The organism is Pedobacter nototheniae, from assembly GCF_004335085.1.
GTDB classification, from domain to species: domain Bacteria; phylum Bacteroidota; class Bacteroidia; order Sphingobacteriales; family Sphingobacteriaceae; genus Pedobacter; species Pedobacter nototheniae.
The window spans coordinates 15,516-41,819 of the sequence record NZ_RQRS01000008.1 but is presented as its reverse complement, the minus strand read 5'-3'; the positions used below and the strand labels follow the sequence as shown (position 1 = coordinate 41,819).

The window sequence follows — 26,304 nt, the reverse complement described above, 5'->3', positions numbered from 1 at the left end:
GTGCTTTTACAAATTTGTTAAGAGCTTGATGATCTTAAATGAAGCTTCTTGAAAGTAAATTTTAGATTTTATTGTGATTTTTTCGACAGATAATTTGTTGCCAGATAATAAAGCAAAAGGCCAATAGACAAAAATACAATGATTACACCATATGGCAGCAGTGATTCATCCATATTATAAGGCAAAAATTCTTGAACAATTAACCCCAGACCACCAAAACCCATTACAAAAACCCATTTTAATACATTCTGCTGCTTTTCTTCAGGGCTTTTATTATCTTCTAAAATGGCTTTAACAAGATTTTCATCAACCATGCCAGCTTCAATTATCTTTCTTTTTATTCTATATCTTAATAATTGAATAACAGCCAACGCACTTATCCAAGTGGTCATTATAATCATTATAAAGGGTGCAATTTTATATAACATAATATGATTTTTTCTAAGTAGACAATCGCTTTTGGGTTTAGGTTGCAGTTATGGTGAATTTAAATTTTACTTTTTGCAATAATTTCAAATCGTTTAATAATAATCTTCCATCGGTAAAAACCTCAATTTCATCGGTAGCTTTTCTATTTCATTTCAGTGGCTTATAGTTTTGATAAAAATTATAAAAGATATGTCACTACTAACACCACTTATTTGGATTCTCATTATCCTGCCAATTATCATCATTGCATTCATCAAATCAGAAAAAGGCAAGCTTAAATACCTAGCGTTTTTTGTTATTTACTTCTTAACAGATTGTTACATTCAACAATTATCAATGGCACATTTTAGTCTGAATTTTTTAGGGCTTAAATTTACGTGGCTTGGGAAGATTTTAAGCTTGGCTTTATCATTAATAATAATTTATTCTGTTTCAAAATCCGATCGTCAGGAAATTGGCTTCACCACAAAAACAAATTCCAAAAGGCAAATAAAAATTGGTTTATTGATTTTCTTCGGATTTTTACTTTTCGATTTAGTTTTCAAAATGGTGTTATTCCCTAAAGGAGGTCGTTTTGATATAGAAACCTTTGCTTTTCAGGCAACCATGCCAGGTTTAACAGAGGAAATTGCCTTTAGAGGAATAAGTTTATGGCTGCTCGACAAAGTTTTTATTCCGAACTGGACATTTAAAGGCGTAAAATTTGGCTGGGGATTTATTATTGTAACAGTTCTTTTTGGAGTGGTTCACGGCGCAGCACTTACAGAAAATCATGCTTTTAAATTCGATTTAATGACCATACTTTATCTAACCTTAATTTCATCTTTAAGTGTTGGTATTCTCAGAAAACTATCTGGCAATCTTATTTACTCTATGCTTGGGCACAACACCATTAATATTATGAATGCCATCATCAGAATTTTATAATTAAATATTATACGCGAGCCAAAAAAGTTAATTTTGGTTCGCTTTAAAAACAAGAAATGCAGAATACACAGGTTTTTTCCGGCTATTTCACTAATAAGATTGAAGAATTCGATTTTGAAAAATTTTATACCAAAGGGAGAAGAATTTTTCTTCATAGCATCATGTGGCTTGGCTTCGCTATGCTTTTATTTTTAAGTTATACAATTGCCTATCAACTCAATTATTTCAACAGCTTTATATTCACATTACGGATGGTGGTTGTTAATATGGTTGTTTTTTATTCGTTTTTCTACATCGCTCTACCCTTAATTTTTAAAGGAAATGTAGGCACGGCCATACTCTATACAATTATTGCTTTTCCGCTATTTGTTATCATTTGGTTGCTGGTTACCTACCTGTTTTCTATTGCCTATTATTCGCTTGGCTTTGAAATTTTAAGTGGCGAATTAAAAGGCGCAATTAAAGGCAGCGCAAGCCAAACCCTTTTAGAAGCCATATCAATAAAAAGAATTATATCTCAAGCCATCATTATTATTTCCATATTATCTCCCTTCTTCTTTGTTAAAATCCTTTTCGAAATATCCAGACTTTATAATAGAACTTTAAATATCCAGAAGCAAAAAGCAACCCTGGAAATTCAGAATATTAATATCGAAAAAGACTTTCTGAAAGCTCAACTCAACCCCCATTTCCTTTTTAATACTTTAAATAATCTTTATAGCTTAAGCCTTAAAAAAGACGATTTGGCACCCGAAGTAATTCTTAACCTTTCGGATACGATGAGTTATACACTTTATGAATCAAATACCGAAAAAGTATTGCTAAGCAAGGAAATGGATTTTATTAAAAACTACGTAGAACTTGAAAAGATGCGGTATTCCGGAGATAAAAACATTCAATTTGAGTTTTCTTCAGAATCTGAATATTCAGGATTTCATATCGCCCCCCTTTTAACCTTTACCTTTATTGAAAACGCTTTTAAATATGGCTTAAAGTCAAAAGATGATTCATTACTTATCTTAAACATAAAAATCAGTAAAGGATGCTTTTATTTCTATATCGAAAATGATATAGATGAAACTATAAAAAAAGCTGTTTTTGGAGGCATAGGTTTAGAAAACTCAAAAAAACGACTACAATTATTGTATCCAGATAAACACGAATTGCAAATTGAAAATGATGGAAATCGTTTTAAGGTATCATTAAAAATAGAATTGGAAAATTAATGAAAAAATTAAATTGCATCATTATTGATGACGAACCTTTGGCTAGAGATGTTGTAGAATCATTGGCTAAATCTGTTCCATTTTTAAATATTGTGGCAACCTTTGAAGATCCTGTTGAAGCACTTTTGTTTATTAAAGATAACCATGTGGATATTGTTTTTAGCGATATAGAAATGCCAAAACTGAATGGTTTGGAGTTTGTGCGTGCTTTAGGAAATACTGTTGTTACTATTTTTATTACTGCTTACAGAGATTTTGCATTGGATGGTTTTGATGCCGGAGCAACAGATTATTTGGTAAAACCAGTAAGGTTTGATCGCTTTTTGAAAGCGGTTAATAAAGCTAAAGATTATTTAGAGTTGAAAAAATCGTCATCCATTCAACAAGTAAATAATGATCGGATTTTTATAAAATCAGAAGGAAAACTGATTAAAATTTTACTCAATGAAATTTTATATATTGAAGCGCAAGGCGATTATCTAAAAATTGTTATTCCATCAGCAACTTATACCACGCAAACCACACTTAAATCTATGGAAGAGATGCTATCACTCCCTATTTTTTTCAGAATTCAGCGTTCATTTATTTTAAACCTCGAAGCCGTAAGAAGTGTTAATGGTAATATGGTTGAACTTGTTAATGGAAAATCAATTTCAATTGCTTTAAATAAAAAAGAAGAACTTTTTAATCTTTTAGGTATTAATTAAATCCACCAAAAATGAAAGTTATATTGCTTTTATCTATTATATTTTTAGGTGCTCAAGCCCAAGAAAAGCAACCTGATAATTTTTCCTTAGATAATGAGGAATGGGTTTGGACAGCTGGAAATAAAGCTGCTGGTAGTGGTACAGTGTGGCATTTTTTTAAGGATAATACTTTTACAGCCACTCATTGGTATTCTGGGGGAGCATATTGGACACATAAATACCAGGGCACTTACCATTACGATGAGTCCAAAAAGACAGTTTATTTGCAGTATAAAAAAGATAAGTTGTTACCTGTTGTTACAACAAACTTATGTATTCAATTGGTTGATGATTTAACTGGAGGCTACTATCCTATTTTTTATAATAGCTGGAAAAAACAGAACAATAAATATATAGCATTTGGTGTACCTCAGGTTAAAAAGCCTAAGGCAGTAATAAAAAACGATAATATTATTGATACCAACTTTACAGAAAGTTTTACAAGAAAAAAAATACCTGTTGACAAGCTAAAATAAAAAATACTTCTTCTACTTCTGATTATAAATTCTTTCTTAAAGCTATTTTAGATTAAATGGTAATGATTTGTTTCATTCACTTATTTAAGTTAACTTACATATTAGTAACCGATTAAAGCAAATTATTTAGAGATATGATTACATTATATCACACTAAAAACAAGCCATAACATATCGGTACCGCTATACACAGACCGGCGTGGAAGGCCTGTAAGATCTAACCAAATCTAAACTTAACATCATGAAAAAAGGGAATTTACTTAGTAGAACTGAAATGAAAAAAATCAGTGGAGGAGTAGCAGCTTACAATTGTGAAAGCTGGAGAAACCAAGAATTTTTAACTTGTTTTAACTGCTGCATTACTGTTTACTCGGCAGATGACTGCCTTACTCCAAAAAATTGTGGGGAAACTCCAATAGTTGTTCATCCTACAAATGATTAACAAATTTGTAAGCACCTGTAAATGCAGGTGCTTATTTAAAAGTTAACTTAGGTTTAATAACGTACATCGAAACTACCCTTTGCATGTAGAGCCGTAAATGTAAACGAGTATTTTTTGCCTTCGGCATAATCAACCTTAACTTCATCTGAAACTGTATCTTTTATATCTTTTTCATAAATGGTTTTTGAACCGGATTTGATTGCAAGATGAAGCGTTCCCTTTTTTATAATGGCTGAATATTTAAAAGTAAAACTTTCCTTTTTATTTAGCTTGATTTTAAAATCTTGCTTTCCATTAAATTCTTCAAAAGTGGCATAAGAATGTCCAGGAGTATCGCTTCCATCCCAACTTCTGGTAATGTTCTGCGTTTGAAATAAAATTGATGATAGAACAAAGAGTATTTTGATATACATAATAATTAGTTTTTAACTTCAAATACAGAATAACCGTGCCAATAGTAAATAATGCTAATGGTGCCAATAAAGGTTATTTTACAAACAACCACTGTTCATTTCCGTACATACCTGTACGCGAACGAACAATAAAAAACATAAAAAAAGCCTGTCTGTTAGACAAGCCTTTAGATAAACAAGGATTATTGTATTTATTGATTCCATCCTCCACCCAAAGCGTGATAAATATTTACCACGGCATTTAGCTGTTGTTTTTTAGTTTCAATCAGTTCTAATTTAGATTGTAAAGCATCTCTTTGGGTCATTAAAACCTCAAAATAATCTGCTCTAGCTGATTTAAATAAAGCATTTGAAATTTCTATTGATTCTGTAAGTGCTTTTACTTGCTTGGCTTTTAAATCATAGCTTTTTTGAAGGTTAGAAATATTCGACATTTGATTTGCCACTTCTATATAGCCGTTCAGAATAGTTTTTTCATAATTATAAACAGCTTGTAATTGTTTGGCGTTAGCAGTTAAATATTCTGCTTTAATGGCGTTTCTATTAATCAATGGTCCTGCTAAATCACCTGCCAATGAATACACTAAAGATTCTGGCGTTCTAAGTAAATAGGAAGGGTTAAATGCCTGATAACCTACGGTTGCCGAAATTCCTAAAGAAGGATAAAACTGCGCTTTTGCTACTTTCACATCCAATTTTGAAGCCGCTAAATCAAGTTCAGCTTGTTTAATATCAGGTCGATTAGCCAATAATTGTGACGGGATGCCGGTGGCCACTGCTGGCGGAACGAGATCAGTAAAACTGCCTTTATTTCTAATAATTGGCTGAGGGAAACGTGCAAGCAAAAAGTTAATCTTATTTTCAGTTTCTGTAATATTTTGCTGAATATCATATTCCAAACTCTTTGAGCTTAATACCTCGGCTTCAAACTTACGCACAGCCAGTTCTGTAACTCTTGTAGCTTCTTTTTGAATTTTCATTAATTCCAAAGCGTTGTTTTGTAAATCGATGTTCTTTTTAACAATCTCCAACTGATTATCTTGCGCCAATAATTCATAATATGAATTTGCAATTTCTGCTACGAGGTTGGTTACAACAAAGTTTTTCCCTTCAACAGTTGATAAATAACGGGTTACTGCAGCTTTTTTCGCATTGCGTAATTTATGCCAAATATCAGCTTCCCAATTGGCTTGCAAACCAAAATTATAATCTGGCAACACTTCAGGCACCTCTTTTCCTGGTGTGATCTCTGTTGAAGCATCCCCAGCTCCTGAACTGGTATAACGACCAACTTTTTCAAAACCTGCTCCTACTTTATAACCTACACTTGGCAAAAGATCACCTTTTTTTGCTCTAATATCATTTTTAGCAATTTCAATATCCTGCAAGGCGATGTTTAATTCCTGATTATTTTTCAGTGCGGTATCAATTAGGTTAATCAAATTAGGATCAGTAAAAAACTGACGCCACTTAACGCTGGCACTGTTTAATGTATCCTGCGAGGAACTAAAACTCGCAGGTACACTTTTATTTTCGTTACGTTGTGCAACCTCAGGCAATTTACAAGCGGTATATGCAGCGCATATAAGCACTAAACCAAGGCTTTTATAAATGCTATTTTTTAACATTGTTTTCAATTTCTTCAGTTAATGGATGTTCTTCTTCAATCTTAACTAATTTGTGTTTTTCGGCTATTTTACCAAATATGAAATATAATCCGGGGATAATTACTACACCGAATAGTGTACCGAAAAGCATACCTCCGGCGGCTGCAGTTCCAATAGTACGGTTACCAATTTTACCTGGTCCTGATGCGATCATTAACGGTATTAAACCTGCAATAAAAGCAAAGGATGTCATTAAAATTGGACGGAAACGCACACTTGCACCCTCCATTGCCGCTTTAAGTACCGATGCACCCTGACTGTGTCGCTGCGTGGCAAACTCAACAATTAGTACGGCATTTTTACCGAGCAAACCAATTAGCATAACCATAGCTACCTGTGCATAAATGTTATTTTCTAAACCAAATACTTTAAGGAATAAAAATGCTCCAAAAATACCTGCAGGTAAGGAAAGGATAACTGATAGTGGCAAAATAAAGCTTTCATATTGGGCTGCAAGCACAAGATATACGAAACCTAAGCAGATTAAAAAGATATAAATGGCTTCATTACCTCTTGATACCTCATCTTTAGAAATACCTGCCCAATCTATACCGAAACCACGTGGTAACGTTTTCTTTGCAACTTCTGTAATGGCTTTAATGGCTTCGCCAGAGCTATAACCTGGTGCTGCCTGACCACTAATTTCTGCAGCGTTATACATATTGTGCCTAGTAATTTCTGATAAGCCATATACTTTTTCCATACGCATAAAGGCTGAGAATGGCACCATTTCATCACGACTGTTTTTAACTGAAAGTTTCAATATATCTTCTGGTAAAGCTCTATATTGTGGTAAAGCTTGAACCATCACTTTGTACTGACGATCGTATTTAATAAAACTGGTTTCGTAATCACTACCCACAAATGTAGAAAGTGTGCTCATGGCATTATCAATTGTTACACCCTTTTGTTGCGCAATATCATTATCTATATGCAACATATATTGTGGGAAACTGGCACTATAAAAAGTAAATACAGATGATAATTCTTTACGCTTATTCAACTCCTTTACAAAATCTTTACTTACTGTTTCCATTTTTGAATAGTCGCCACTTCCAGCTTTATCAAGCAAACGCAATTCAAATCCTCCGGCGGCACCATAACCAGGTACTGCTGGCGGTTGGAAAAATTCTATGGAAGCGCCAGGAATAGTTTTGGCTTTTTCTTCTAGTTCCTTGATAATTTCAAGTGATGAATTTTTACGTTCGGTCCAGTCTTTAAGGTTAATTAAACACGTTCCTGAGTTTGCGCCTGTACCTTCAGTTAATATTTCATATCCAGCTAAAGAAGATACAGATTGAATACCTTCAATGCCTTCAGAAATTTTTTGAAGTTTTTCTGCAGCTTGGTTTGTACGCTCTAAAGTGGAGCCTGGAGGTGTTTGAATAATAGCATAAACCATTCCCTGATCTTCGTTAGGGATAAAACCAGAAGCTACGCTTCCATTTAAAATCCAAATGCCTGCACAAAATGCTAAAAGCACGCCGAAAGTAAAGAAACGACGGCTAACTACTTTATTTAAAACATTTTCATATTTGCCGGTAAGTCTTCCAAACCAATTGTTAAAGCCATCTAAAATGCGATCAATAGCTGTTTTTCTTTTAGGCTTACCATGATTATTTTTAAGCATAATAGCACATAAAGCTGGTGTTAAAGTAAGTGCAACAATACCCGATAAAATAATGGCTGTAGCCATGGTTATAGAGAATTGCCTGTAAAAAATACCTACTGGACCAGACATAAAAGCTACGGGAATAAATACCGACGCCATTAAAAAGGTAATTGCAATAATAGCACCGCTAATTTCTTTCATGGCAAGTTGCGTAGCTTTTAGTACCGAGAGCTTAGGATTATGCTCCATTTTGGCGTGTACAGCTTCAATTACCACAATGGCATCATCTACCACAATACCAATGGCTAGCACCAACGCAAACAAGGTAATCAGGTTTAAACTGATTCCGAAGAATTGCATAAACATAAACGTACCAATTAGAGATACAGGAACTGCAATGGCTGGAATAAGTGTTGAGCGCCAATCACCAAGAAATAAGAACACAACTAAACCCACCAATATAAAGGCTTCTACAAGCGTGTGAATTACTTTTTCTATGGATGCATCAAGAAATCTAGAAACATCGTAACTGATTTCGTAATCCAAACCTTTTGGAAATGAACTGCCTTTAATTTCAGCCATTTTCGCTTTTACATCCTTAATTACCTGACTTGCGTTACTACCATATGATTGCTTTAATACAATTGCTGCTGATGGTTTTCCGTTTAGGTTAGAGTAAATATCATACATCGAACTGCTAAAGTCTACGTCGGCTACATCTTTTAACCGAAGCATTTCTCCATTTGCATTTGCGCGAAGCACAACATTTTCGTAATCTGCTTTGGTATTAAATCTTCCCGAATACTTTAAAACATATTCAAAAGCTTGAGAACGGCGGCCTGAACTTTCTCCTGTTTTACCTGGAGAAGCTTCTAAACTTTGCTCATCAAGGGCTTTCATCACTTCATCAACAGAAATTTTATACGCCTGCATACGGTCTGGTTTAAGCCAAATTCGCATTGCATAATCGCGATTACCCAAAATATCTGCAAAGCCTACCCCATCAATCCTTTTCAGCTCAGAAAGCAAATTGATATCGGCAAAGTTATACAGGAAATTTTCGTTCATTTTAGGATCCTTACTGTACAAATTGATGTACATTAACATATTGGATTCCTCGCGAGTAATTTTTACGCCTTCACGCACCACAAGCGGCGGAAGTTTGTTGGTAACGGCTGCCACCCTATTTTGCACATTAAGCGATGCCTGATTAGGATCGGTACCTAAATTAAATACCACCTGCACGCTGGCTTCGCCATCATTACCGGCATCTGATGCAATATATTTCATTCCTGGTACACCATTAAGTGCACGCTCTAGTGGAATAATAACCGATTTAATTAATAATTCATTGTTCGCTCCAGGGTATTCTGCCGTGATGTTTACTTTCGGCGGCGAAATGGATGGAAATTGTGTTACAGGAAGGGATGTGATAGCCAAAGCCCCCAAAAACACAATTACTAGCGATATAACTATAGAAAGGACGGGCCTTTGTATGAATTTGCCAAACATAAAATAAGTGTAAGAGTTAGATTATTCTGTTTTTAATCGTAATTGCTGAATGACTTCTTTCGGTTGCTGAAACTTGAAAGTAATCTTATCATCGTCTTTTACGTTTTGAACACCTTCTAATAATATTTTATCGCCAGCTTTTAACCCACTTGCAACTACATAAAGATCAGGCAATTCATCTGCTATGGTAATTACTCTTGAGTGTACCACATTTCGGTTATCAACAACAAACACATAAGTTTTATCTTGAATATCGTAAGTTGCTTTTTGCGGAATAACCAATGCATTTTTTAAAGGTACTTCCATTTGTATTTTTCCGGTTTGACCGTTTCTCAGCAAGTTATCTCCATTAGAAAATCTTGCTCTGAATGCAATGTTTCCTGTTTCGTTGTTAAACTCACTTTCTATAACTTCTACCTGTCCTTTAGATTTCAGCAATTCATTATTAGCAAGCAACAAGCTCACTTCTTGTTTTCCTTTCGCTTTTACAGCATTTTGATAACTAAGATATTCGGGCTCTGAAACGTTGAAATATGCAAATACCTGGCTATTATCCGATAAAGTGGTTAGCAATGCGCCTTCATCTACCAAACTACCTAGTTTTAAAGGAATGCGATCAATTGTACCATCAAATGGCGCTCTGATTTCAGTAAATGCCAAATGAAGTTTAGCAAGCGTAGTTTCGGCATTAGCAGATTGCAATTTTGCCTTTGCCATAGCTAACTCGTTTTTAGAAACTACATTTTTATCGGTAAGTAATTTTGTATTTTGAAGTTCGATTTCTGCAGCTTTAGTTTCTGCCTGCGCTTTAAGTACTTCGGCCTCGAACAGTTTTGGCATAATCTTAAATAGAACCTGACCTGCATGTACTCGCTGCCCTTCATCTACATAAATCTTTTGCAAATAACCCTTTTCCTGCGCTCTAATTTCAATGTTACGGACAGATTTAATCTGCGAAACATATTCTTTAGTAAACGAAGTATCCATTTGTAATGGCGAGGTTACTGCATAAGTTACAACTTCTGCTTTCTCTTCTTTTTTTGATGTACAACCTGTTACGTAAATCAAAGCGCTCAAACCGAGGCATATGACGTTTCTTTTCATCGTTGAATAGTTTATCTGATTTGTTTTCTTTTCTAATTTATAGGAGAATGCACATGAAGACTGTATCCTGCGGAGCGGTGTTACAATTAGATTTCAATAAATTACAGTACCCTATTTGATTATTACTGGTACGAAATAACTACAGATTTATGAAGTTATAATGAAGTTAAAATTCAGGTGGGAAGAGAATTATGAGGATAGGAGATGAAACATGCCGAAATGGTTTCGGCACAATAGCTTAAAGCATGGTTTGCCACGGAAGCACAGTATACTCAAAATTAAAATTTCGGTAAATTCTGTATTTCCGCGGCTAAAAAAATGGGGAGAACTACATTAACCGGCCTTTAACATCTTGCACTCCGGTATCGCGATCGCGTTTATCTTTAACACTCTGTTTCCCAAAAGAATAACTAAGCACCAAATAAACACTTCGGGTATCATTATAGTAATTATCATGTATTTGTAAATCGCCCAATTGAATTTCGTAACGATCTTTATTACTTTTAAATAGATCTTGTGCTGCAAGTGTAATACTAAATGGACCTGCAGATTTTCTGAGTCTAACTTCGGTATCAAGTCTGTTTCCAATACGGGTATTTACAATTGTTGCAGGGAAGGTATTATTGGCTACTAGTGTACCATAAAGACCAAATTTCTTCGAAAAAGTAAATGTTTGGTTGGTTGATAAACTTAATAATCCAGTACGATTATCAATAGCTATATCGTTACCATATTCGCCTTTTGAAATTACATAGCCAGTTAAAACTGTACCCGAAAATCTCCACCACGGATTAAACTGATTAGAATAACTTAAACTGCCAGAATAGCTATATTTATTACCATAATTTGTTTTCTTATTGATAATTGTATCACCAACATTGTAAGGAAGTGCATAAATTTCGCCAATGGTTTGGCTGGCGGCAAGCTGAATAGTTAATGATCCCAATTTGCCATTAAGGCTATGACTTAACTCTTCTCTATAATATTTAACAGGAGATAACAATGGATTGCCAGAAAAATATGTTTGATTGGTGGTGTATGTTCTAAAAGGATTTAAATCCCAATAGCCTGGGCGTGTTATTCTGCTGGTAAGCGCAAGTACATAACTTTGCTTTTTCTTATTTGTATACTTTAAAAATGCTGTTGGAAATAGGTTGACGTAATTATTATCTACCACTCTTTTATCGTCTAACCAACCCTTTGCAATTGTATTTTCCAACCTTAATCCCAATTGATAAGTCCATTTTAAGCTTGCCTTATAATTAAGCATCCCATAAACAGAATTGATATTTTCGTTATATCTAAAACCATTGCTTTGGTTCGGATCAGCTATCCAATTATCCCCACTAGCATTATTTTCGAATAAAAAGTTGTTATTAATTTTAGAGAAAGATGATTTTAATCCAAAACTAAGCGAAGTAGTTTTATTTACAGGCCAATCGAAATCAGCTTTAACAGACTGGTTATTAATATCTTGAGGCGATGACGTTCTAAAGTTATCCGTAATTACGCCTGAAGCAGTTGTATTACTCTTAGAATAATAACCTGATTGATATTTCAAGGCATCAAAATCAATAGTTAAAGTTTTACCTAACGAATCTAACTTGCCTTCATAATTTAGGTTTAAAGAATAGGTTTGCGAATTTATATCATCCTTATTATCAGTTTGAGAAGATAATTCTTTATCTAGATAAAAATCCTTACTAATGGCATTTCGGGTTTCTTTATGCCAATTACCAGAATAATCAAATAAAACACCAACAACATTCTTGGCATTAACCTGATAATCGGCCCCAAGATTAACGCCTGGATAAAGATCTCTAAAATGGTTAGATGAGTTAATTGTTCGTTGAATTAAGCCACTGCTCACTCCCGCTGGATAAAAAATATCCTTACTGCTTTCAGGTTTTCTGTTTCTATTTCCCATGTACAAAGAAGAATACACATTCCAATTACCTTGCCTATTGTTTAGGTTAAGGCTAGCCGCCTGAGAATTAACCGCCGTTTGCCTAGCACTTAATACGGTATTTCCCATAAAGCCTTCTTCTTTAGTTTTTTTGGTAACAATGTTAATAATGCCGGCGCCACCCTCAGCCTCGTATTTGCTTGGCGGAGTTGTAATTACTTCAACAGCATCCAAATTATCTGCCGGAAGGCTACTTAAATATGCTTTAAGTGCAGTACCCGAAAGAATTTTCTTCTTATTATTGATGTAAACCACAGCACCTGTTGTACCACTTATTTGAATTGCACCATCATCTGAAGCGGTAACTAATGGCGTTTTTTCTAAAACATTCCATACATTATTACCAATGCCTAAATCTGTTTCGGCAACGTTAAATCTAAATCGATCAATCTCTCTTTGAAAAATGGGCTTTTTGGCTCTTATTACCACATCAGATAGCATTTGAACGTTCTTCAGCTGCATATTAATTAAAGTATCAGCATTTATTGAAATATTTAACGTAGTATCTTTGTAAGAAATAAATTTGAAAGATAAATTGTAAGTTCCCTTTTTAACACCATTAAGCACATAATTTCCTGCTGTATCTGTAATTGTATTTAATGGATTTCCGCTATTCTGCTTTAAACTGACAAGGGCCAATTCAATTGGCTTTTTATTTTCATCGGTAATGCGGCCTTTAATTTTAATTTGTGCAATTGCAAAATGAGAAATTAGAAGAAAGAATATAACGGAGCTGAATTTAAACATGGGATGAGGAGCTATTAGAATAAGAGTATTTTAATTGGTTTTGCTATAATGGATGCTACTTTAGTGTGTATCACTTGCTAAAATAACGTTTTTACTAAGTGTTTTAAAACGAACAGAATCTTTTTGTACAACGGTAATGGTAATGTGACCGGTTTTACTCAAATTAATATCTCTAACTATACCGGATTTACCTTTGTGCGTACCGCTAATAACGGTACAATAATCACCATCTTTTAAATTTTGAGGCATATTTTTCATAAAAACTATTTGGTAAAACTAAGATAGTACAATAAAATAAATTAACGTTTTTTAGGTTTTAGTGTACATATTAAATTTCTTTATATGCGTAAAAAAGAAAACGTTCAGGAACTAAAGTAGCTCCTGAACGTTTAAACACATATTGCTTTTTTTCTTCTAAGGGATTGTAATCGTTTTACGTTCAGTAGTATGAGCACTAAAAAAACCTAATGCACCGCCACTAATATTGCTTACCGGGTTGGCAGGTGCGGCACCATCTGCAGAACCATTTGCATTAAAAAGTGTAAATAAATAGGTGTAAACTGGTGCATCAATACTATGCATTTCTACGGTAAGTCTATCGCCTTTTACAATATCCTTACTTTTATCATTCGTATTATTTTCATAAACTAAATATTCGTTTACTTCTTGACCAGAAGTAAATTCATCGCTTGAAACTTTGTATCTCAACTGGATTTTATCATTAATATATTGTTGAAACCAATAGTAGTTTTTAATTGCGGCTACATCTTTATATTTTATTTTTGGTGTTACTCTTGTTGGCTCGTAATCGCTTGCCTTAAGTGTAAAATCTAAAAGAGGAACAGGTTGTGGCATTGTGCTACTGGCAGTAAAAACCTCATTTTTAACGTTTACCGTTAATTTATAGGTTTTACCGGGTGTACCATTAATTTTATCGGTTTGATAAACGCCATTACTTCCTTCTTGCAACGTGGTTGTTATTCCATCGCTCTCTATCTTTACCACAGCACCACTTACACCATTAAAATCATTGTTATCCTTAAAATCCTTTGTCTGACTGATCAATACTTTACAAACACCAGGCTCATTGGTAATTACGCCTTCAACAACATATTTAAGTTGCAGGTCTTTCAAATTTAAATCTATCGTATCTTCACAGGATGACAGAAACAATAGCATAATTATAATATAGAATATAGATTTCATTAGGTTAAAATTTAAAATTATAAGATACTGACGGTACAAACTGAAATAATGTTGTTCTAACCGCTTCAGTTTTACTTGCATCCAATTCATTATCGCGGAAGGTAATACGGAATGGATTTTTACGCCCATAGGCATTATACAAGCTAAAATTAAGTTCGGAAGAGTATCGTTTTGTTTGCGATAGCAATCGTGTTGCGCCCAAATCCAACCTGTGGTAGGCAGGCATACGATCGGCATTACGATCTGAAAAGTAAAAATAACTTTTCCCCAACATAGTGTATTTACCTCTAGGATAAGTAATTGCATTACCTGTAGAATATACCCAATTTGCAGAAACTGTCCATTTCGGACTAACTTTATACATGGCTACAAAAGTAATATCATGTGTTTTATCCTGGCGGGCGTTATACCATTCATCGTTATTAATGCCATCAATTTTTCTTTCTGTTTTAGATAAAGTATAACCCAACCATCCGGTTAAACGACCGCTTTTCTTTTTAATTAATAATTCGAGACCATAAGCACGTCCTTCGCCAAAAAGCAATTGCGTTTCTATAGGTTTGCTTGTAAATATATCGGCACCGTTGCGGTAATCAATCTGATTTTTAAGGCTTTTATAGTACGTTTCTGCTGAAAATTCGTAAATATTATCGTTAAAATTTCTATAATAACCTAATGAAACCTGATCGCTTAATTCGGGTTTTATAATATTTGTAGAAGCCACCCACCTATCTGTTGGCGATGCTGCATTTGAATTGGAAATAAGGTGCAGGTTTTGAGCATTTCTAACATAGGATGCCTTAAGCGATGATAGTTCGTTAAGTTGTAATGCAACTGCTAGGCGTGGTTCTAAATTAACATAGGTTTTTACAATTTCGCCGCTTTTGTAAGTGGTTGTTCCAATGATATTTCCATTGTTATCTAAGTTATAAAAATCACCTTTTCCAAATATGCTAAACGCCGATAATCTTAATCCATAAGTAATATTTAAGGCATCGCTAGCTTTCCAAGTGTTACTAGCGTACACTGCATTATCCAATGAATATCTGTTTTGAAATTCTTGAGAAATAAAGCCTGAATTACCCGAAGCCAATACTTCGCCAGGTTTTATAGTATGGTAAGTGGCACTTAAACCAAAGCTAAGTGTGTTTTTTTCATTAACATACCATTGCATATTTTCCTTAAAACTCCAATCTCTTATCTGCGAGAAAAGTGTTAAGGAGCTTTCATCATCATTTGCTTTTACCTTGTAATTGTAGTTGCTAAATATTAATGAGGTATTGGAAAACAGTTTATTATTAAAAACATGGTTCCAGCGCAAGGTTGATGTTGCATTACCCCAATTTATACCTGATAAATTTTCAGAAGCGAGCACATCTTTTCCGAAATAACCTGAAACATACAAACGATCTTTTTGACCTAAAATGTAATTTGCCTTTACATTAATATCATAAAAATACAGTTGTGCATTTTTAATGGATGTATCGCTTGATAGCTTTAAAAACATATCTGCATAAGTTCTGCGGGCCGAAATTAGAAAGGAAGATTTATCTTTTTGTATCGGTCCTTCAACATTAACGCGTGCGGCAATTACACCAACGCCACCGCTTACGCCAAATTTTTGATTGTTTCCATCGTTCATTTTAACATCCAATACGGATGATAATCCACCACCATATTGTGCAGGCATTCCACTTTTATAAAGGGTAACATTTTTTATGGCATCAGAGTTAAAAGTAGAAAAGAAACCCAGTAAATGACTTGCATTATACACAGGTGCTTCATCCAAAAGGATAATATTCTGATCTGAAGTACCGCCACGCACAAACATACCTCCATTGCCGTCACCGGCTGTTTTAACACCTGGCAGCAATTGCAAAGTTTTTATAATATCGGCTTCGCCAAGTAAAACGGGCACTTCTTTTGTTTCCTTAATACTAAAACGTTCCATTCCCATTTGTGTACTTTTAAGGTTTTGGTTGTTGTTTGCATTAGCACTTACTGTAACGGTTTCCAACTGGTTATCGTCCTCATCCACTGCTATATCAAGTTTAATATCTTGGTTTAATTCTACAGAAGTTTTGTAAGTTTTAAAACCTACGGCCTTAATTTCAATTGGATAATTTCCTTTGTTTAAAGTGATTGAATAAAAGCCATATTCGTTGCTCATTGTAGCTTGGTTAGTGCCGGCAACCTTAATGGAAGCTGCTATCAATGTTTCTCCCGAAGCCTTGGATTTAATAATTCCGCTGAGGGTAAATTTTTCTTTGCTTGAATTTGGATTTGCCGCCGGACCGGCCTCCTGCTTTTTTGGTGTATCGGTATTAATACGAATAAAAATTTCTTTATCTAAAGCGCTAAATTGTACCGGTTTATTTAAAAACGCGGTAGATAAAACTTCTTTTAAACTTTTGTTGGTTGCACTAACGCTTACCTTTATTGGGCTATTTGCAATTTGCTCATTGTAGGTAAATTTAACCCCCGATACCTGTGTTATTTTATCCAGTGCACTTTTAAGCGGCTCATTATCTAAATTTATACTTATTTTTTTATCAAACGGATTTTGAGCGTGTGCTTGTGATTGTATTAAGGCAACAAAAAGCAAGATTAAAGCTATGGCCGTTAGGATCTTTACAGGTCCAATTTTTTTCATTGTTTTTCTTTTAGCGTTACAATACCATGAGTTAATCCTCATAATTATTTTCAATTATGGCAATAACCTCAAACAGGTTTCATAACTTTATGATTAATATTAATTTATAATGTCTGATAGTTCTCAAGGCTAAGACATTTAAGTTGATTGGATATTTGCCTGGATTCTGTTTTACAGAAACAGGCATTTATTTTATAATTTCATATTGTTCCCCTTTCTTTTCCCATGTTATTTCCATTACGGTACACAACTTATTTAAAGTTTGAGTAATGGAATCGTTCATGTTTAAATTGCCGTAAAATGTTTTTTCTAATAAATTATTATTCAGGTTGATGTGTAAATTATACTGCATCTCTATATCCTGGAGCACTTGTTTTAAGGCAATGCCCTTATATTCGTAAATACCTAGCCTTTTATTTAAGAAAGAAGCAGCATCAGGGTAATTTATTTTACTTAGCTTTTCATTATTTCTATCAACAATAACTTGCTGATTGGGCAATATAATTTCTGTGTACGTTTTGTTTTTAGTTGCCAGCGCTACAGCCACCTTACCACTAACCAACGTAACATTTACCGTATTTTCTTTTGAGTATGCCGAAATGTTAAAGCTTGTTCCAAGTACGGCTGTATTAACCTTGCCTGTTTTAATAATAAAGGGGTGTTTTTCATCGTGCGCAACTTCAAAAAAGGCTTCCCCATCAAGGCTAACAATCCTTTGTTTATCATTAAACTGATCAGGATAATTCAACTTACTATTTGGACTAAGCCAAATTTTAGAACCATCTGCCAGCTGTATTTTCTTCCTTTCTCCTGCCTTACTCCAAATTTCTTGTTGGTGCACTGGATTAATAAAACTGCTTAAGTTTGACCTAAAAAAGTATATGCCAATTGCTACAACTAATATTGCCGCTGCAGAACCGATAAACCTGCGCAGATTTATCCCTATAAGTGGTGCAGTTTGTAATTTAATTTGCTTTGCTTCAACCGGAAGGAAATCCGGAATAAGATCAATATCTGGTAACGTATGTGTGTTATCCCAGGTGGCAGCCATTAATTCTAAAATTTCATTATCATCATCTTGATGCTCAAGAAGCTCAAAAAAACGTTCTAGTTCTTCTTCGCTACATTGATTACTTAAATATAATTTATAGAGTTTTTCTAATTGCTGCTGTTCGTTCACCGCGTTTAAATAAGCAAAACGAGCTGCGCTGCCCGCCTTGTTTATACCTAATACAACTGCGAAAGACTATAGGACTAGTTGGAATGAAAATAATTTGAGGCTACAATGAGAAAGCAAATCACACTATCATTTTTACTTACATAATTACGGATAAAGCGAGTTGCTTCTACCATGTGATTTTTGACTGTATTTTTGGATATACTGAGTTTTTGGGCTATTTCATCATGGCTCAAATCTTCCGTTCGGCTCATATAATAGATGAGTTTCTTTTGGGGCGGTAAATTATTTATAGCCTCATCATACGTTTTAAGGAGCTCTTTTTCGAATAAATTTTCTTCGGTACTATTTCTTAAAACTTCTATGTAACTAAATAATTCTTTTTGCAGTAATTTCTCTCTCGAAATTTTTTTTAAATGGTTAAGAACGTGATTAAGGGTTATTTTTTTGATGTAGGCACCAAAATGCATATCCGGGTTTATTTGCATTCTCTTTTGCCAAATTTTTATAAAAACTTCTTGTACAATCTCTTCCGCAAGATCTGCTGATTTGCATAAAGCGGTTGCATAAACTAATATTTTGCTTCTATACTGATTATAAATTTCGGCAAATGCTGATGGATTTCCATCTTTTAGTTTAAGCAATAGCTCAATATCTTGAAGCGGTACTGATTGTTTTACGTGCATGAAAAGCTATTGTGCCCAATGTTAGAGATTTTTTTCTATTAAAAAAAATATGAACAGGGTTTTAACAATCCCACCCGCAGCACCATCTGCACAACTTATCTTGCAAATCTTTTAGTACCTGCTACACATATAATTACACCTGCCATTATGCCTAACATGCCTATGCTAACTGCTTCATGGAGTAAAGTAGCGGCAAGCGCTAACCCAAATAAGGGTTGCAACAACTGTAATTGTCCAACGGTTGCAATACCGCCTTGTGCCAAACCACGATACCAAAATATAAAACCAATAAACATACTGAACAGACCAATATATCCTAAACCAAACCATGCGCCTGTACCAATACCTTCAAATGTTGCAGGCCGTAAGAAGAATAACAAAGGAAGTACAACGGGTAATGCCAATACCAATGCCCATGAAATAACCTGCCAACCGCCTAAAGTTTTAGATAGTTTAGCACCCTCTGCATACCCTAGTCCACATAACACAACGGCTAATAGCATTAATATATCCCCAATGGGCGATGCATTGATGCCTTGAGCAATAGCATAACCTGCCACTAAACAACTACCGATTATAGAGAAAAGCCAAAATACGGGCTTCGGGCGCTCTCCACCTCGCAATACTCCAAATATGGCAGTAACCATTGGTAGTAATCCTAAAAATACTAGCGAATGCGCAGAAGTTATATATTGTAAAGCTAAAGAGGAAAGCAGTGGAAAACCTAATACAGCGCCCGAAGCAACAATTAATAAAGAGGATAACTGCTTACTTGTAGGGCGCTTTTCTTTAAAAATAAGCAAAGCACAAAGTGCAGGCAAACCAGCGATAGCTGCACGAGCTACCGTTAAAAAAAATGGATTAAAATCTAAAACCGCTAATCGTGTGGCGGGCATGGAGCCACTAAAAATAAGTACTCCGATAAAACCGTTTATCCACCCTGCGGAAGTATTTTCTATAGATTTCATGATATATTTCTTTTATAAATGTAATTGTTGTACAAAAATGCAAAGGAGTTTAAAGCAAATACAGTATCAGTTTTATATATTTGAATGGACACAGTTATAAAGTAAAATGACTAAAGTTTTTATATACAATGAAATTGCAAATGGAATTGCCGCTCAAATTAGAAACGGTGTATTAAAAGCAGGAGATAAATTGCCTTCTGTAAGAATGCTTTGTCAAGAACATGGCATTGGTATGAATACGGCAAAACGTGTTTTTTTAGAACTGGAGGCTCAATCTTTAGTTGAATCGAAACCACAATCGGGCTTTTTCGTAAGTAAACTATTGTTCTTAAAACTTCCGTTACCGGCGGTAAGTAAACCATTATTAATGACAAAAGACCATGAACCAAACGAACTCATAACTAAGGTTTATTCCAATATTGGGCGAAACGACCTTACTCTTTTTTCTATCGGTGTGCCATCAGGAAATTTGTTGCCGCTGGCGAAACTAAAGAAGGAAATTGTATTGGCTACAAGAACGCTTGAAGAAGGTGGAACGGAGTACGAACCTTTGCAAGGCAATGTAAAATTGAGGAGAATGATTGCTGTAAGATCTTTGGCGTGGGGTGGCAATTTGACCGAAGACGATATAATTACCACAAGCGGTGGCGTAAACTCACTATCTCTTGCGCTTATGGCTTTAGGTAAGCCTGGCGATACAATTGCAATTGAAAGCCCATGTTATCCTGGTATTTTTCAACTGGCTTTAAGCTTGGGTTTAAAAGTACTAGAATTGCCTACACACCCCATTACAGGCATAGAAATAGATGCTTTAAAGAAAGTGATTTCTACAATCAACCTTTGTTTATTAATACCAAATTTTAATGCGCCAATTGGCAGTTGCATGCCCGACGAAAATAAAAGAGAAGTAGTAGAACTTTTATCAAAACATGATATTCCGCTGATTGAAGATGATGTATATGGCGATTTGTATTTTGGTACACATCGTCCAAAATGCTGTAAATATTTTGATTTAGATGGAAATGTTTTGTGGTGTAGCTCTGTTTCTAAAACGTTAGCGCCAGGCTATCGGGCAGGTTGGATTGCACCTGGAAAATACAAAGAAAAAGTTTTAAAGTTAAAGTTGGTGCACTCTATATCCTCACCTTCTATTGTGCATGAGGCCGTTGGAAACTTTTTTAAAACTGGTGGCTACGAAACTCATATCCGTGGTTTACGACGGATTTTGCAAAGCAATTATCAAAATTATGTGCAAGCCATTGCAGAGTACTTTCCCAAAGGAACAAAAACCAGCAGACCGCAAGGTGGATTATCACTTTGGGTTGAATTTGATAAAGGAATTGATACAACAGAATTATATGATTTGGCGATGAAAAAGCAGATTAGTATTTCTCCAGGGCGTATGTTTACCGTACAAAATCAATTTCAAAATTGTATGAGGCTTTGCATTGGATTGCCATGGTCTGACGATATTAAATTTAAACTAAGGCAACTTGGAAACCTGGCAAAAATGCTTGCAAAAGACTAGTTACCCTAACAATTCTTTTTATTTAGCTTTTCACAATCAGATTTTCTGATTGTGAATTTTTAATTCTATTAACCAAATACCACATCCTTAAATGGCAAATAAAACTGTAAAAGGCCCACAGTAAAACGAGGTGTAAAATTGCCCCTGGATTAGCCCAAATACTGGCTCCAGATTGCACCACGCTGGTATATATTTTAAGAAACGGTGTGGTGGGCAACAATTGTGAAAGCCATTGTAATATTGTTGGTAAAGATTCAAAAGGCCAAGAATAACCTGTAATTAAAAAAATTGGGTAGGTAGAAAACGCCATCATTTGCAGGCAAAGTAGTTGCGATTTAAACAATGAACCAATAAATTGTGCCATCGGAATTAAGGTTAAAATAAACAGCACAAGCAAAATACTTAACTGAAAGCCGTTACCTCGCATCGGCAAATTAAGTAGGCTATAGTTTACATTTAAAAAGAAAAATGCATAGGCTGAAAATAAAATCAGGTAAAACAAACCCTTGCCCCAAATTCCGTTTGATATTCGGCCTCCTAGCCATGCTGGTAACCTTAAATGTTGTCTTTCTCCGGCAACGCTCTCAGATAAACCAATTAACAGGGTTTGTTGCAGAATTAAAGCCAGTAAACCCGGTAATAAAAAAGCTCCATAGCTAGATCGTTCATTAAAAAGTGGTCTGTAATCTAAATTAATAGGCATTACATTTTCCATTGATGCTGTGGTACTCATTCCCTCACTTTTCTGAAAATATTGAAGTCGCACACCAGCGCCAATGGTTAGACAAATTTGCTGTACATTGAGTAATAAATCACTTGAAGGTAAAAAACGGGCAGCATTTACTGCCAATATCACATTACTTTGCTTTATAGATAGTAAGTTGTTTTCTGTTCCCTTTGGAATATAAAAATAGCCTTGACAGTTCCCCTGATACATTTGTTCTTCTGCTTCTTGCAGATTAGGAAAATGAATTAACTCCACAATGGGAGAATTATCAATATTTTGCTGCAACAATCTTGATAACCTCGAATGGTCATCATCAACTACGGCTAGTTTTACATTTTGTTCTTCTTTGTTGATGTAAATACTTCCATAAAAAAAAGCATAAAGCAACGGAGCAATTAATAAAGTAAGCAGCAAACTATGATCTTTTGCGACTAATGATGCTTCCCTAAAAAATAACTTAATCAGCGATGGCTGCAACTTTTTTTTCATCTGTGCTGGGATTAAATTTAGGTTGAAACAATAAAATCGCTGTTGGAAACATTACGACACAAAAAAGCAATAGTTTATTTATATCTGCCTGTGCATAGTGTAAAGGCAGGTTCATGTAGTAAACTTTAAAAAACGAATCCAAAAAAGGCGTATAGGGCATTATGGTTGCATAATACTGATCGTACCATGGCATAGCCCAGCGTGGAAAAGTAAAACCACTAAATACAAAGGCTGGCGAAGTATAAAAGAGTGCGGTATCGCCCGCTAGCATAACATCTTTAAACAAAGCAGAAATAAACATGCCTATACCAATACATGCCAGAGAGAGTAAAGTATAAACTACAAAAAACTTTCCTGTAGCAGATGAGACTCCAATATCAAAAAAAGGAAAAATTATAAAGGCGATGATTACAAAATTTAACCAGCTAACCACTAAATGTGCAATTGTTTTACCCGCAACAACCCGCCAAGCAGAACCACGGGCAAGATTATACAAATCTTGCATGGTTTCGGTTTTCCACTCGTAGTTTAAAGCGAGCATGCTGCTAATAATTAAAATCATTTGCATGCCTACAGTAATTAAACCAGGAACCAAATATTCTTGATAATTATAAGTAGCGTTATAAAGTTGGTAGGAATTTAATTTGATAGGATTTGCAAGTGCCATAGCCCGATCTTCTTTCATTCCTGTTTTAACTAACTTTTGTAGAATTACACCAGAACTCCCCGTTATAACAACTTCTGCAACAGCTTTATAAACCATTTTTGCTGGCACAAGTGATGCCGCATTAGTGTAAAGTGTAACGGTGGAAGGATGCCTGCTATAAATGTTTTTCTGCAAGTTTAGAGGGAAGTGAATTGCACCCAATATTTCTCCTTTTTGAATCAGTTGTTGTATTTCTGCTTCGCTATTTACTCTTTTTGTAATATTTAAAGCTTCCTTTTGTTCTAATAAAAATATGAGCTGCCTGCTTACAGGACTTTGATCTTCATCCCAAATGGCAAAAGCCATGTGTTTAGCTTCATGTTTTTGATAAATTAAGGCATAAAATGAAAAAAGCAATATAGGTACAATCAGCATCACCAGGTAAAACACCTTTAAGCTGAGAATCCTTTTCCATTCTCTAAAGATAATTTGACCTATTCTACTCATTAAGGAAGGATTAAAGAAGCTGTCATGCCCGAACGTAGCCCTTTAACATTTGAGCCATCCTCCGGTTTAAACTCTATAGTAAAAGTTCTCAATTCCATTTCACCTTTATCTTTTGATGGCACCCAATTGGCAAATTCCAACGTTGGTGAAATGGCAGAAACCTTAACCTTAAATGTTTCTGGCTCGCAACCTGGCACCCGTACAGATGCTATCGTTCCAACCTTTAATGCATTGGCTTTATCCTGTCGGATATTAAAACGAAGTAAGGTAGAATTCTTTTTTTCTATAGTCATCATTGGGTAACCGATAGATACGATTTCGCCCTGATGGGTTACCAAGCTAGAAATTACACCATCTGCCGGTGCATAAACTTTAGTATTATCACCAAGTGCCTTTGTTAATTCATATGCCTGCTCAGCCTGTTTTACAATGGCATTTGCCGTTTTAAGCAACTCGGGGCGAGCTCCATTTTTAAGCATTTGCAAATTTAGCTTTGCGGTTTCCATTTCCTTTTTAGCAGCCTGATATTTGAAATAAAATACATCTTTTTCCTGTCCAGAAATTACATCAGCATTGTACAATCTTTCCATCCTATCATAAGTAGTACTAAAAAGTTTATACTGCTCTTCACTAATCTGGTAAAGCTTGGACGTTGCTTCAATAAGCTCGGGCCTTGCACCTTGAGTTAGTAATTCTTGCTGCCCCTTAGCCGCATCAATTGCAGCTAAAGCTTGTGCCTTTACGGCATTAATTTCGTTGGATCTTAATATGGCAACCAACTGTCCGGCTTTAACGGTATCTCCTTGATGCACCAATAAAGAATCTAATCTGCCAGGAAATTCTGCGGCAACATCCACACTGGAAGCATCAACCATACCAATATAATTGTTTTCATTTTCTTTATTTCCCGATAGGAAAAAGAACAATGCAATAACCACAACCAATACAGGAATGAGCACTGCCCAATAATTTTTTATAATCTCTTTCATCTATTTGATATATTGAGTGATTTGTGTTGGCTTGCCCAAACTATTAAGATAAGCCGCTAAAGCCATATAATAACCAAAAACTGCTGTATGATACCCCTTTTCTATTTCGGTTTCAATAACGAGCGCATCATTTACATCTTTAGGAGAGGATAACTGATTTTTCATCCTTTCGGTAATTAACCTACTTGTGGTATGTGCTTCTTTTCTGGCACTATCCAACGATGAAACGTCATTTTGCAGTGCAACCATTTTATTTCGGGCTACCTTAGTTTGAACTTGTAAAGTTAAACTTGCATTTTCTTCTGCCAAGTTGGTTTCTTCTACTAATTGGCGTGCTGCTAGTGTTCTTTTACGCGTTTGCCCATTAAAAATTGTCCATTGAAGTTCTACCCCAACAAACCAATCCGGCATTAAAACGGGTAAATCTTTTTGGTAGAGATTATAATTTCCTACAGCAAAAATATTGGGTAATGAAAAAGATTTACTGATTTTTTCAGCAGTTTTAGCATAAGCACGCTTGCTGCCTGCCATTTTATAAATTGGATTATCAGACCAGTAATCGCCTTGCGGAGATACCGGATTAACCACTGCATATTTTAGAGTATCTGTTACAACAATATTTGAATCCAGCGGTACGCCCATTAATTTGTTAAGCTCTACCAGTGCATTTTGCTTTTCGAGCTTTATGTTGCTATATTGATTTTGCGCTTGAATTAAAACCACGTTAGTCCAGCTTTTTTGATAAGGAGCTAAAATTTGATTCTTAACCAACTCATTTGCATAGGTTTTATTTTTATCCAATGCAGCAACCATCGCCTGTTGTTTATTTAACATTGTATTGAGGTACAATATTTTAAGATATTGCAAAGCGATTAAAAATTCAACCTCTTTGCCTACTAAATCCACATTGATATTGGCAGATGTAACAATAGATTGAGCGAGATTGCCCGCTGCATCCAATTTATTACCTAAAAATATAGGCTGCCTAAAACCCACACCTGCAACAAAATAAGATTGCTTGCTTAACGGTGGATTATAATCAGGATAAATTGCACCAATAACATTTTTAGATGTATTGTAAATCCTGTCCTGTACGGTTTGAGAAAGATTATTACCTGTTATTTCCTTAAAAACCTCATTCGCTGCATTTACACTTTGCCTAGATGATCCATCTACAATACCATCCTTTACGGTTTGCAAATTTACCGTTAAAGGGCTACTTAAATAGGTATAGCTGGATAAAAGATCAACCTTTGGCAAATAGCTTTTCTTTTCGGCTTGTAAATTATATTGCCCTGATAGCAATGCCGATTTAGCCTGTTTAACCAGCATATTATTTTGGCGGGCAAGGTTAAAGCAATCCTGAAGCGAAGTAGTATTTTGTGCATTAACCTTAAAACAAGTTAAAATAAGCGCTGATAAGAGCAAATAGCCTCTAAGTTTCTTAATTTCTATCCTCAT

General features: G+C 35.0%; 22 protein-coding genes. 6 read left to right on the top strand and 16 right to left on the bottom strand.

Annotated elements, in window-relative coordinates:
- Positions 1-68 precede the first annotated feature (68 nt).
- Positions 69-428: a DUF6249 domain-containing protein gene (locus EHC72_RS08720; RefSeq protein ID WP_131537301.1), complete on the bottom strand. Its 360-nt coding sequence runs from the start codon at positions 426-428 to the stop codon at positions 69-71.
- Positions 429-618: 190 nt separating this feature from the next.
- On the opposite strand from EHC72_RS08720, the gene EHC72_RS08715 reads away from it, so the two are divergent.
- From EHC72_RS08715 to EHC72_RS08695, 5 genes are all read left to right on the top strand, one after another.
- Entirely contained in the window at positions 619-1,356 is a 738-nt protein-coding gene (locus tag EHC72_RS08715) for a CPBP family intramembrane glutamic endopeptidase (RefSeq protein ID WP_131537300.1), read from the top strand.
- 56 nt (positions 1,357-1,412) lie between these two features.
- Entirely contained in the window at positions 1,413-2,582 is a 1,170-nt protein-coding gene (locus EHC72_RS08710; RefSeq protein WP_131537299.1) for a sensor histidine kinase, read from the top strand.
- The gene (locus EHC72_RS08705; protein ID WP_131537298.1) at positions 2,582-3,289 is read left to right on the top strand and encodes a LytR/AlgR family response regulator transcription factor; all 708 of its coding nucleotides are present in this window, start codon (positions 2,582-2,584) and stop codon (positions 3,287-3,289) included. Before EHC72_RS08710 ends, EHC72_RS08705 begins: the two co-directional genes overlap by 1 nt.
- Positions 3,290-3,300: 11 nt before the next feature.
- Positions 3,301-3,804: a hypothetical protein gene (locus tag EHC72_RS08700; RefSeq protein ID WP_131537297.1), complete on the top strand. Its 504-nt coding sequence runs from the start codon at positions 3,301-3,303 to the stop codon at positions 3,802-3,804.
- A 241-nt stretch (positions 3,805-4,045) separates the two neighbouring features.
- Positions 4,046-4,246, top strand: a complete 201-nt coding sequence (locus EHC72_RS08695) for a hypothetical protein (RefSeq protein WP_131537296.1) — start codon at positions 4,046-4,048, stop codon at positions 4,244-4,246.
- Between the two features lie 53 nt (positions 4,247-4,299).
- Here the strand turns inward: EHC72_RS08695 and EHC72_RS08690 are convergent, their stop codons facing one another.
- The 11 genes from EHC72_RS08690 to EHC72_RS08640 all read right to left on the bottom strand — a co-directional run bounded on the left by EHC72_RS08690 (position 4,300) and on the right by EHC72_RS08640 (position 19,957).
- Complete coding sequence (locus EHC72_RS08690) at positions 4,300-4,659, bottom strand: hypothetical protein (protein WP_131537295.1); 360 nt, start codon at positions 4,657-4,659, stop codon at positions 4,300-4,302.
- Between the two features lie 191 nt (positions 4,660-4,850).
- Positions 4,851-6,287, bottom strand: a complete 1,437-nt coding sequence (locus tag EHC72_RS08685) for a TolC family protein (protein WP_131537294.1) — start codon at positions 6,285-6,287, stop codon at positions 4,851-4,853.
- Positions 6,274-9,450, bottom strand: a complete 3,177-nt coding sequence (locus tag EHC72_RS08680) for an efflux RND transporter permease subunit (protein ID WP_131537293.1) — start codon at positions 9,448-9,450, stop codon at positions 6,274-6,276. The genes EHC72_RS08685 and EHC72_RS08680 overlap by 14 nt, the downstream gene beginning before the upstream one ends.
- A gap of 21 nt (positions 9,451-9,471) precedes the next feature.
- Positions 9,472-10,554 (bottom strand): efflux RND transporter periplasmic adaptor subunit, encoded by a 1,083-nt coding sequence (locus EHC72_RS08675; protein ID WP_131537292.1) that lies wholly within the window; start codon positions 10,552-10,554, stop codon positions 9,472-9,474.
- 328 nt (positions 10,555-10,882) lie between these two features.
- On the bottom strand, positions 10,883-13,267 hold the full coding sequence (locus EHC72_RS08670) for an outer membrane beta-barrel family protein (protein ID WP_131537291.1): 2,385 nt from the start codon (positions 13,265-13,267) through the stop codon (positions 10,883-10,885).
- Between the two features lie 60 nt (positions 13,268-13,327).
- On the bottom strand, positions 13,328-13,516 hold the full coding sequence (locus tag EHC72_RS08665; RefSeq protein WP_246029405.1) for a KOW motif-containing protein: 189 nt from the start codon (positions 13,514-13,516) through the stop codon (positions 13,328-13,330).
- A gap of 165 nt (positions 13,517-13,681) precedes the next feature.
- Complete coding sequence (locus tag EHC72_RS08660) at positions 13,682-14,473, bottom strand: DUF4249 domain-containing protein (protein WP_165585794.1); 792 nt, start codon at positions 14,471-14,473, stop codon at positions 13,682-13,684.
- A 4-nt stretch (positions 14,474-14,477) separates the two neighbouring features.
- Positions 14,478-17,126, bottom strand: coding sequence for a TonB-dependent receptor (locus EHC72_RS08655; protein ID WP_131537288.1), 2,649 nt, complete (start codon positions 17,124-17,126; stop codon positions 14,478-14,480).
- Between the two features lie 187 nt (positions 17,127-17,313).
- Positions 17,314-18,306 (bottom strand): FecR family protein, encoded by a 993-nt coding sequence (locus tag EHC72_RS08650; protein ID WP_131537287.1) that lies wholly within the window; start codon positions 18,304-18,306, stop codon positions 17,314-17,316.
- Positions 18,307-18,380: 74 nt separating this feature from the next.
- Positions 18,381-18,989 carry an RNA polymerase sigma factor gene (locus EHC72_RS08645; RefSeq protein WP_131537286.1) on the bottom strand — a complete coding sequence of 203 codons (609 nt, stop codon included), beginning with the start codon at positions 18,987-18,989 and terminating at the stop codon, positions 18,381-18,383.
- 95 nt (positions 18,990-19,084) lie between these two features.
- Positions 19,085-19,957: a DMT family transporter gene (locus tag EHC72_RS08640; protein ID WP_131537285.1), complete on the bottom strand. Its 873-nt coding sequence runs from the start codon at positions 19,955-19,957 to the stop codon at positions 19,085-19,087.
- A gap of 106 nt (positions 19,958-20,063) precedes the next feature.
- Here EHC72_RS08640 and EHC72_RS08635 point away from each other — a divergent pair, with 106 nt between their 5' ends.
- The gene (locus EHC72_RS08635; protein ID WP_131537284.1) at positions 20,064-21,485 is read left to right on the top strand and encodes an aminotransferase-like domain-containing protein; all 1,422 of its coding nucleotides are present in this window, start codon (positions 20,064-20,066) and stop codon (positions 21,483-21,485) included.
- A 22-nt stretch (positions 21,486-21,507) separates the two neighbouring features.
- On the opposite strand, the gene EHC72_RS08630 is transcribed toward EHC72_RS08635, so the two are convergent.
- The 4 genes from EHC72_RS08630 to EHC72_RS08615 are packed head-to-tail and all read right to left on the bottom strand — an operon-like array spanning position 21,508 to position 26,304.
- Positions 21,508-22,701 (bottom strand): ABC transporter permease, encoded by a 1,194-nt coding sequence (locus tag EHC72_RS08630; RefSeq protein ID WP_131537283.1) that lies wholly within the window; start codon positions 22,699-22,701, stop codon positions 21,508-21,510.
- The gene (locus tag EHC72_RS08625; RefSeq protein WP_131537282.1) at positions 22,670-23,854 is read right to left on the bottom strand and encodes an ABC transporter permease; all 1,185 of its coding nucleotides are present in this window, start codon (positions 23,852-23,854) and stop codon (positions 22,670-22,672) included. The genes EHC72_RS08630 and EHC72_RS08625 overlap by 32 nt, the downstream gene beginning before the upstream one ends.
- A complete protein-coding gene (locus EHC72_RS08620) occupies positions 23,854-24,843 on the bottom strand; it encodes an HlyD family secretion protein (RefSeq protein ID WP_131537281.1) in 990 nt (329 codons plus the stop codon). The genes EHC72_RS08625 and EHC72_RS08620 overlap by 1 nt, the downstream gene beginning before the upstream one ends.
- Positions 24,844-26,304 carry a TolC family protein gene (locus EHC72_RS08615; RefSeq protein ID WP_131537280.1) on the bottom strand — a complete coding sequence of 487 codons (1,461 nt, stop codon included), beginning with the start codon at positions 26,302-26,304 and terminating at the stop codon, positions 24,844-24,846.